The organism is Rhodococcus sp. 05-2255-3B1 (assembly GCF_002258545.1).
Lineage (GTDB): Bacteria > Actinomycetota > Actinomycetes > Mycobacteriales > Mycobacteriaceae > Rhodococcoides.
Genome location: NZ_NOZC01000034.1, coordinates 26,798 through 34,541, shown reverse-complemented (window position 1 = coordinate 34,541; position 7,744 = coordinate 26,798). Strand labels below are relative to the sequence as shown.

Genomic DNA, 7,744 nt, shown 5'->3' with positions numbered 1-7,744 from the left:
GGCTTGGCACATCTCCGCCATCGTCCCGCGCTGACCCCTTATGACCAGGCACATCCGCTGGACCCCACCGAAGAAGAGAGAAACCGTGCGCAGATCCTCGACGTACGGGATCCGCCACACCGCTGGTGCTGCGGAGGCGACGACGTCTGCCCATCGGCGCAGGGTCTTGGGGAGTGGGCCGGGGGCGTCGGGAACAAGGACCAGTCCGAGGAGAGTGCAGTCGCCGACGAGGCCCGCCTGAGCTTGCAGGAGAAGATCGTGCGCGGCGTCGAGGCCGGCCCGGTCCGTACGGCACACGACCACGACGTTGCGGTGCCGGTCGGCTGCGGGCCAGCCCCGGCGAGCATCGCCCGCCGGGGCCCAGATCTGAGCGAGTGTGCCTGCGCCGGAGCGCCCGTGAGCGGCGAGGAGCCACATCACGGGCGGGCGACCGTGGACTGCAACCGGGTCGTCGTGAATCGGTGCTCGGCGTTCGGGCGGCGGTATCCGCAGCCCGGCCGGGGTGACCGACACGTCGTCGTCTCGGTAATAGTCATGGTGCTCAGCTGGTTGTGCGGCCATCTCGGGCGCACCTCCTTCTCCGGCGTTCTCGGTCACCGAGTGGTGGTTGGTGAGACGGTGGTCGGCACAGCGGCAGAAACAGAGGGGGTCGTCGTGGTGGCCGCTGAGGTCGTCGTTGCGGTTCCGGTGGCTCCGACGGTGGCGTGGGCGGCGAGGATGCTGCCGGCACTGCGGACGGTGTCGGTGGTGGCGAACAAGGCCGCACCCTGTTTGATCACTGCCCCGACCTTGTCGGCGAGAGACTGATCGCCGGTCAGGTCAGCGGCGAGTGCGACGATCCACCGCACGGTCAACTCGACGGGGGTCTCACCTTTGGATCCGACCGGAACACTGTCGTAGGAGCCGTGTTTGGTGGCGGTGTTCCAGTAGGAGGTGTCGGTGACGAGCTGCGCGAGACCGGCGTTCTCGTCGATGGTGTTCGACACTTCCTTGAACGCGACGTCGACGGCCGAGTCGATGGTGGCCGGGGGCACGAGCTTGACCGCCGAGGACAGCACTTTGGTGGCGAGTATGCCGAGGGCTGCGGGTGGGTTGGTCAGGCCGACGGTGGCGAGCTGGCCGATGGTCTCGGGGGTGATGACGTCCTTGGCGACGGTGATCGCCGCCCCGATGGCCATGCCGGCGATCTTGGTGACCGCACCGACTGCTTCGTCGATCATCTCGTCTGTCGTGGTGGCGGAGGGGTCGGAGTACTTCGCCATCTTCGACAGCACCGTTTCCGACGACGAGTTGACCTCGAATCGTCCTGCCTTGGAGTCGAAGTCGATGTTGTCGTTGATCACCGACGCGCCGGTCATCAGGGCGGTGCGTCCGACGGCGGTGGAGACGTCGGTGAGGATCCGGACGGGGTCGCGGGTGTCCATCGAGGACTGTCCGGCAATGGAGGCCACCAGCTTGGCGGCGGGGGCGTCGATGGGGGTGTCGCACGCGAGATCGCCTGCGGTGCAGTACGAGGCGACCCGGTCGGAGACTGCTCCGAATCCGGCGATTTTCGGTGTCGGTGCGATACCGCCGCCTGCGGGGGCGGCTGCGGCGACGGCCGGGGCGAGTTGGACGGTGTCCACTGCTGCACCGCTCGTTCCCGGTGCCGGGGCGGGGGTGGAGCCGCCGCCGGCGATGACGTCTTCACCTTCGGCGCGGGTGGGGTCGGAGAACAGTGCTGCGCCGGCGAAGTGGTCGGCGTCGACGGGTCCGGTTCCTGCTCCGATGTCACGGGTGACTTGGGAGGCGACCTCGCCGCCCTGGGAGTAGCCGGAGAGGAAGACTTTGGTGCCGGGGCAGCGTGCGGCGATGTCGGAGATCATCTTGGTGGTGTTCTCGACGCCGATGTCGACGGACTGGGCGTAGGGAACGGCGGAGCGATCGCCGGGCTTGCCGCCGAAACTCGCCGGGTACGGGACGTAGCTGCGTTCGAGAGCGGGTCCGTCGCCGGAGTTCGCATCACGCATCGCCGGGACGGTCAGGCGGGAGAAGAAGCCCGAATCGGTGTCGGGTGAGGTGTTCTCGTCGATCTCGGTGGTGCCGGGGACGACGACGAGATGCAGTACCGGGCAGTTGCCGTCGGTGCTGGATTGGCTGGTGGTCGTCGATCCTGACGGGGTGGGAGTGGCGGAGGGCTGCGCGGCCGCGACGCCGCTGGCGGAGACCGCGACCGTCATCGCTGCGGTGGCGGCGAGCAGGCGCGGAGTGAGGCGGCGAACCTGGTCGATGGATGTGTGCACGGTTTCTCTCTTCTTCGGTGGGGTCCAGCGGATGTGCCTGGTCATAAGGGGTCAGCGCGGGACGATGGCGGAGATGAGCGTTGTGCCGTCCTGCTGCTCGGTGGTGGTGATCCGTTGGCGGCTCATGCGGCCGTCGATGCCGGGTCCGCGTTCGACGACGGTGACGTCGTAGATCCCGGCGTCGATCGGGTCGGCCAGGACACAGAACTCGATGTCGGGTTCGAGCTGGTCGATCCCCTGCTGGAGTCTCTGCGCGGACGCCATCACCGCGTCCGGTGCACCTGCTGCGCGGGCTGCGGCACCGTCGCGGTCGAAGTAAAAGGCCTTCTCGAACCGCCAGATCGCCACCGCGCCAGGGTCGTCACTGTCTTCGGTGACCGGGTCACCGTCGGCTTGGCCCTTGCACCAGGTGACATCGGCGGCGGCGGCACCGGCGGCAGCGGGGGCCGCCGATGTGGGAAGGGTTGTGGTGGTGACGATGTCGGCGGGAAGCAGAGCGGCAGGGGCCTGCGGTTCGTCACCGACACCGGTGAGGACCAGAGCTGCTCCCAAGCCTCCTCCGACCAGGACCGTGAGGGCAATCGTGACGGCGACAGCGGCGCGGTGGCGTCGCCACCACGACCGTGGGGGCGGCGTTTGCGCGGTGTAGGGGCCTCCAGCGCGAAGTAGAGAGGTCCGTTCGTCGAAGGAGCTGTATCCATCCGCTGGCCGGGCGGAGCCCATGTCCTCCGCAGAGTCGCCTGCGAACCAGTCGTCGTCGTGATCGACGTCGGTGTGGTTCTGGTCGGTCAGGACGGTCAGTCTGCGCTCGGACGCTGCAGCGGCAGTCTCTGTGTCGGCGACGACAGGGTCGGCGAACCAATCATCGGAGCTGTCGTCGGGGGTCTCTCGAGGTGCCACAACAGGGCCTTTCCGAGTGTCGAAGTGCAGGAACGGGATCGAACCTTCGGATACAGCCCGACCACCGGTGGTCGGGCTGCACCCGGAGATCAGATCGCGAGGTTCAGGCCTGCCAGGGCAGCGTTCGCCTGGTCGAGAACCGGTGCGACGGCAGTGCTCACCGCGGCGACGGTGTCAGCCACAGCGGGCTGCTCGAGCACTGTCGAGGTGAACTGCGTGGCCTGCTCGAAGGCTGGTTCGGTCCACACCGGGGCGTCGACGGCGCTCTGAACGCTGGGGGCATCCAGTGCCAGCGGCGCGGCGGTGACCGGCGGGGCCGGGGGTGCCGGGACGGCCTCGGGTGCCGGGAGCGGGGCGGGCTCTTCGATGATCTGCTGCTCACCGCCGAGCACGGTGGCACCGAGGACGCCGCCGATCGCAGCGCCTGCACCGGTCAGACCGAGAACGATCGGTGCCGACAGGGCTGCGCCCACGCCTGCTCCGGCGAGTGCCGCTGCGCCGGGAATGAAGACCCAGCCGACCGGTCCGCCCCAGACAATCGCACCTGTGCCGGTAGTGGCAGCGACGCCGAGTCCGCCGCCGATCGCAGCGGCGGTACCGGTGATGACTGCGGCAGGGGCCACGGAAGCGGCAAGGCCGACAGCGCCACCGGCGACGACGCCGGTGATGGTGCCCGCAGCGATACGGTCCGCGCGGGATGCGTCGGCGAATCCGTTGTCCACGAGCCAGTTTCCACCGTCGGCCTGAATGGCGGCTCCGGTGTTGTTGAACTGCTCTACCAAGTTCGGATCGAGCAGGTTCGGGTCGTACGGCACGAGTTCGCCTCCGACGAGGACGTAGCCCTCGGGTGCGTCGATCGGCGCAATGACCTTGCGCTGCACGGTCGGAACCGGCGGCGGGGGCGGCGGGGCCGCTTGCAGGGCGGGCGGTGCGTCGGTCGGCGCGGCCTGCGGCGCGGGAGCGGGCTCGTAGTAGGTGTTCTGGTACGACGACTGCTGGTTGCCGGACCGGTAGTCGTTGTAGCTACGCCATTCGGTCTGCTGCACCTGGGGTGAGGCCTGGTAGCCGGGCAGGAACTGGCGTTCCTGGGTCGGCGCGGGCGGCGGCGCAACGGGGGTGGTGTCGGTGGTTCCAGACTGTGCGGTGTCGGGTGCGGTCACGAAGTCCTGTGGTGCCGCGTGTGCGGTCGCGGTGCCCCACGCGAGGGCGACGGCCACGGGAACGGCAGTGAGAACGAGAGCCCGGTCCCTGCGGCGGCGGTGACGCCCACCGATTCCTTGCTGAGGAGACATGAGTGGTGTGCCTTTCGTAAGCCGCTGTGATGCAGCGGTATTGGGTGATGTGTGACAGGAGTGGTTGATGGTGGAACCACCACCGTCCGCGCTGGGGAACGACCGAAAACGAGGGTCAGCCTTCGGGTGATCCCTCAGCGCGGACGGCGGGTGATGCCTTGGGAGTGGATGCCAGCGGGCGTCCGTTGCACGCTGGCATCCACGAGCTGTCAGCCCAGCAGGCCGAGCTAGAAGCGAAGTTTGCGAGACAAGCCGAGGAAGCTGCGTATTCCTTTCTGGTAGCGAGTGATTGGGTCAACAACCGGCAGGTTCGTGCGGTTCGGCACATGATGAGTGAAGCGTTACCGTACGACCCTCGTGCCGGGTCACCAGATGAGAGTGAGGGGCAGCCTCAACAGGAAACATGCCGGGCTCCATCTCAGGATTTTTCTTCGTGGCAAGGAGCTTGAGCTGGCGTAGATGTGCAGATCGAGCTCCCAGTCACTCGTGGTGAAACGTGGTGGCCTGGCCCCGGGCGGTGGGGCCAGGCCACCACGTCCTGAAACCGGCACTTGTTGGGCAGGTGCCGATTTCAAGCATTGGGCTCGTCAGGCGACGTGCTGGAGGTCAGAAAAGTTCGGCTGTTTGAATTGGCTCGATCGAGATGGCCACTGTGTCAGGATCTGGCCCGTGGATTCGTCGATCTCTTGGTGAGGCCGATCGCGGTCGTGCCCACCGTCGAGTGAGCACGCGACGAGGCCGATGCCGGCGACCGTGGTGAGGGAGGCGCACGGAGTCGACTCTGTGTAGCCGTGAGGGGGCATGGGGGCGGGTCGAAATCGTAACGGTTGAGGTTTCAGCAGCGATGTCATAGGTGCTCCAGTCGTGTGGACTGCGCTGTGCACCTAGGCTGGTAGGCCTGCGGGTGCCGTGTGTTCAGGCGCAGTTGTCATTCGCAGATACGGGACCCCGGGGCGTTCGGACGCCAATCACTTGCGCACCCGGGGTTTCTCTTACTTTGCTTCTGCCCCTCTTTCGATCAGGGGCATCGCCACCTCCACGTTTGCGACGGTGGAGGGTAACTGCCTGTCCTCCAGGTCAATAAAACGGTTCGACCTATCACGACATTTGCATCGTTTAAGGTCATGCACAGATTAGACCTTAGTGGAGGTGCGGCATGGTGTCTAGCAATGAACGGAATGCGACAGTGAGTCGACGCGTCTTGCGGGGGTTCGACCCGGCACGGCTGACGTCGCTGCGTGAAAGTAGAGGCATGAGCCGGGCGGATCTCGCACGAAAGTCCGGGCTCGGAGGTGCCACCGTCCAGCAATGGGAATCCGGCACCCGGAGTCCTCAGGTCGACACCCTGGCCCTTGTTGCGAAGACCCTCGGCCTGCCCATCAGTGAGCTTGTCGACGTACCCAGGGATCAGCGCTTCCCTGGAGATTGGCGCGTCCTTCTCGGGCTTACGCAGCCGCAGCTGGGCCAGCAGGTGGGTATCAGTACGTCGATGATTGCCCGTATCGAGCGCGGCGAGGTGAAGTTGACCGATGAGAATGCTCGCCGCCTTGCTGCGGCGCTCGAGATCGGGATCGATGAGCTCGTTCGCAGTTACGAGCGTGCGCGAGACCGGCCGGCTGGCGTTCAAGCGTGACGAGGCTCGCCAGTTCCTGAATCGGCAACGTCGTTGAGTCGACGTCGTGAACCGCAGCGACGGTAAGGGTGGCGCGGCGGGCGTCGGCATGAGTGCAGTATGTACCGGCGATCGAAAACAGAGCAACTTAGAAGCAAAATTTTTGCAAATTAGACGGGTTCGTAGCGACAACCTCGTAGTCCTGAGCTGCTTCTATGTCCATCCGGTACATTTACTTGGGAATTGCGATTTTTTTGCTTACCGGACATAGGATGCAGTAATGCAGGAAACAGACGACCTGGCCCGTTTTGGCAAGGTGGTGGCGGCGCGGCGGGCAAGGCTTGCGTTGACTAGGTTCGAGGTCCGTGATGCTGGTGGACCGTCGGACACCACACTTGGCAACATCGAAAACGACACTCTCGGTCGGGCGCCCAGTCCGGCCGTGATCAGGAAGCTCGACCAAGGCCTGCGGTGGAGCAAAGGGAGCGCAGCTGCTGTTCTCGCCGGTGGCGATCCTGTCCCCCTGGAGAGCCTGTCGAACAGAAACTCCAGATCGAGCAGTGCCGCCGCCGAGCCGGATGCAATTGTGCTTCCCCTGGACGAAATCAACAATCTGTTCGGGCTGCACCGGCAGCTCAATGCCGCGCACGAGAGCTGTCGTGGCGCGGATCCCCCACTAGAATACTTCGACCAGGTCGTCGGGGGATTCAACGCCTTTGTTTCCCGCGTAGCCGGACGGTATGCCACCGCGGTCTTGGAAAGAAGTGGGGGCCCTGGGAGAACCCTCCCTCCGATGGCGGAGATGGCATTCGGCCCCCTCCTCGATAAACCCGCCGCCGACTACGACCCGGTCGAGCGCGAAGAACAGCTCTACCGTCGCTGGCTGGCTGGGCGGCACGACGACATCGACGACGAGCTGGACGCCAGGTTCCAGGAGCGATGGGCGGAGCGCGAGTGAAGCAGTTGAAGTTGCGCAAGAAATGGGCAAGGGTGCTTGCTCGGGACCAAGCCTCTCGTAGTACTCCGCGGGGAGAGAACGTTCGGAAGGAACAGACCACAATGGACAGCCAGCTACCGCTACACGATCGAATCAGCAGGCTATTCGGGGGCTTCCGACATCTGGGGACACTCGATGATCTGGACCCGCAGGTCGCGGCGCATGTGAGCAAAAGCGTCGGTCGCCACGTCACTGCGGAAGAAGTGAAAGTGCTCCGCAGCCAGGCGGTCGACGACGCCGAACGAGACGTCCTCGAGGCAGTAGCGACCTTCTTCGAGTCGCCGGTTACCTACCTGGTCGGCACCACTGCCGAGCAGATGGACTATAACGCGCAGCTCGATTACTTCGACAATGTTCGGAACTCCCAGGCCACGGTATTTGCTCTACGAACTCGGGTACCGCAGCTGACTCCGGCGATCGCTGAGCGTCTGAGCGAGCTGGTCCGGGACACGCACGGACGTTTCGAGAAGCAGAATCGGCACGAACCGGCCGAAGCTGGCGAATCGACATAATGAGCTCGGTCCGAGACGCTGCCGCTGCAGCGAGAACTATCGACGACCCCGAGCTACGTGCCAGATCCTTCCTCGACACACTGCAACTGCAGTTCACGAGACCCTGGTCGATCGACCGATTCGTTGCCGAGGTTGGGTTCAAGATCGGC

At 65.5% G+C, this 7,744-nt stretch carries 7 protein-coding genes; 3 read left to right on the top strand and 4 right to left on the bottom strand.

Annotation, left to right across the window (positions count from 1 at the left end; translation table 11 throughout):
• From CH249_RS19400 to CH249_RS19385, 4 genes are all read right to left on the bottom strand, one after another.
• Positions 1 to 561: DUF6668 family protein (locus CH249_RS19400; protein ID WP_179274307.1), on the bottom strand; the 561-nt coding region annotated here is incomplete at its 3' end.
• A 32-nt stretch (positions 562 to 593) separates the two neighbouring features.
• Entirely contained in the window at positions 594 to 2,282 is a 1,689-nt protein-coding gene (locus tag CH249_RS19395) for a cutinase family protein (protein ID WP_256988380.1), read from the bottom strand.
• Positions 2,283 to 2,333: 51 nt separating this feature from the next.
• Positions 2,334 to 3,182 (bottom strand): hypothetical protein, encoded by an 849-nt coding sequence (locus CH249_RS19390; RefSeq protein ID WP_094682987.1) that lies wholly within the window; start codon positions 3,180 to 3,182, stop codon positions 2,334 to 2,336.
• Between the two features lie 89 nt (positions 3,183 to 3,271).
• Positions 3,272 to 4,474, bottom strand: a complete 1,203-nt coding sequence (locus tag CH249_RS19385) for a hypothetical protein (protein WP_256988379.1) — start codon at positions 4,472 to 4,474, stop codon at positions 3,272 to 3,274.
• A 1,156-nt stretch (positions 4,475 to 5,630) separates the two neighbouring features.
• Here CH249_RS19385 and CH249_RS19375 point away from each other — a divergent pair.
• The 3 genes from CH249_RS19375 to CH249_RS19365 all read left to right on the top strand — a co-directional run bounded on the left by CH249_RS19375 (position 5,631) and on the right by CH249_RS19365 (position 7,595).
• Entirely contained in the window at positions 5,631 to 6,107 is a 477-nt protein-coding gene (locus tag CH249_RS19375; RefSeq protein ID WP_027494123.1) for a helix-turn-helix domain-containing protein, read from the top strand.
• A 259-nt stretch (positions 6,108 to 6,366) separates the two neighbouring features.
• On the top strand, positions 6,367 to 7,044 hold the full coding sequence (locus tag CH249_RS19370) for a helix-turn-helix domain-containing protein (RefSeq protein ID WP_032407514.1): 678 nt from the start codon (positions 6,367 to 6,369) through the stop codon (positions 7,042 to 7,044).
• Between the two features lie 203 nt (positions 7,045 to 7,247).
• Positions 7,248 to 7,595, top strand: coding sequence for a hypothetical protein (locus CH249_RS19365; protein WP_139278504.1), 348 nt, complete (start codon positions 7,248 to 7,250; stop codon positions 7,593 to 7,595).
• Positions 7,596 to 7,744 lie beyond the last annotated feature (149 nt).

What these genes read in the sequence shown, in the direction of transcription:
- CH249_RS19385 (WP_256988379.1), bottom strand. Translation starts at nt 4,474, where the DNA reads ATGTCTCCTCAGCAAGGAATCGGTGGGCGTCACCGCCGCCGCAGGGAC.
- CH249_RS19375 (WP_027494123.1), top strand. Translation starts at nt 5,631, where the DNA reads ATGGTGTCTAGCAATGAACGGAATGCGACAGTGAGTCGACGCGTCTTG.
- CH249_RS19370 (WP_032407514.1), top strand. Translation starts at nt 6,367, where the DNA reads ATGCAGGAAACAGACGACCTGGCCCGTTTTGGCAAGGTGGTGGCGGCG.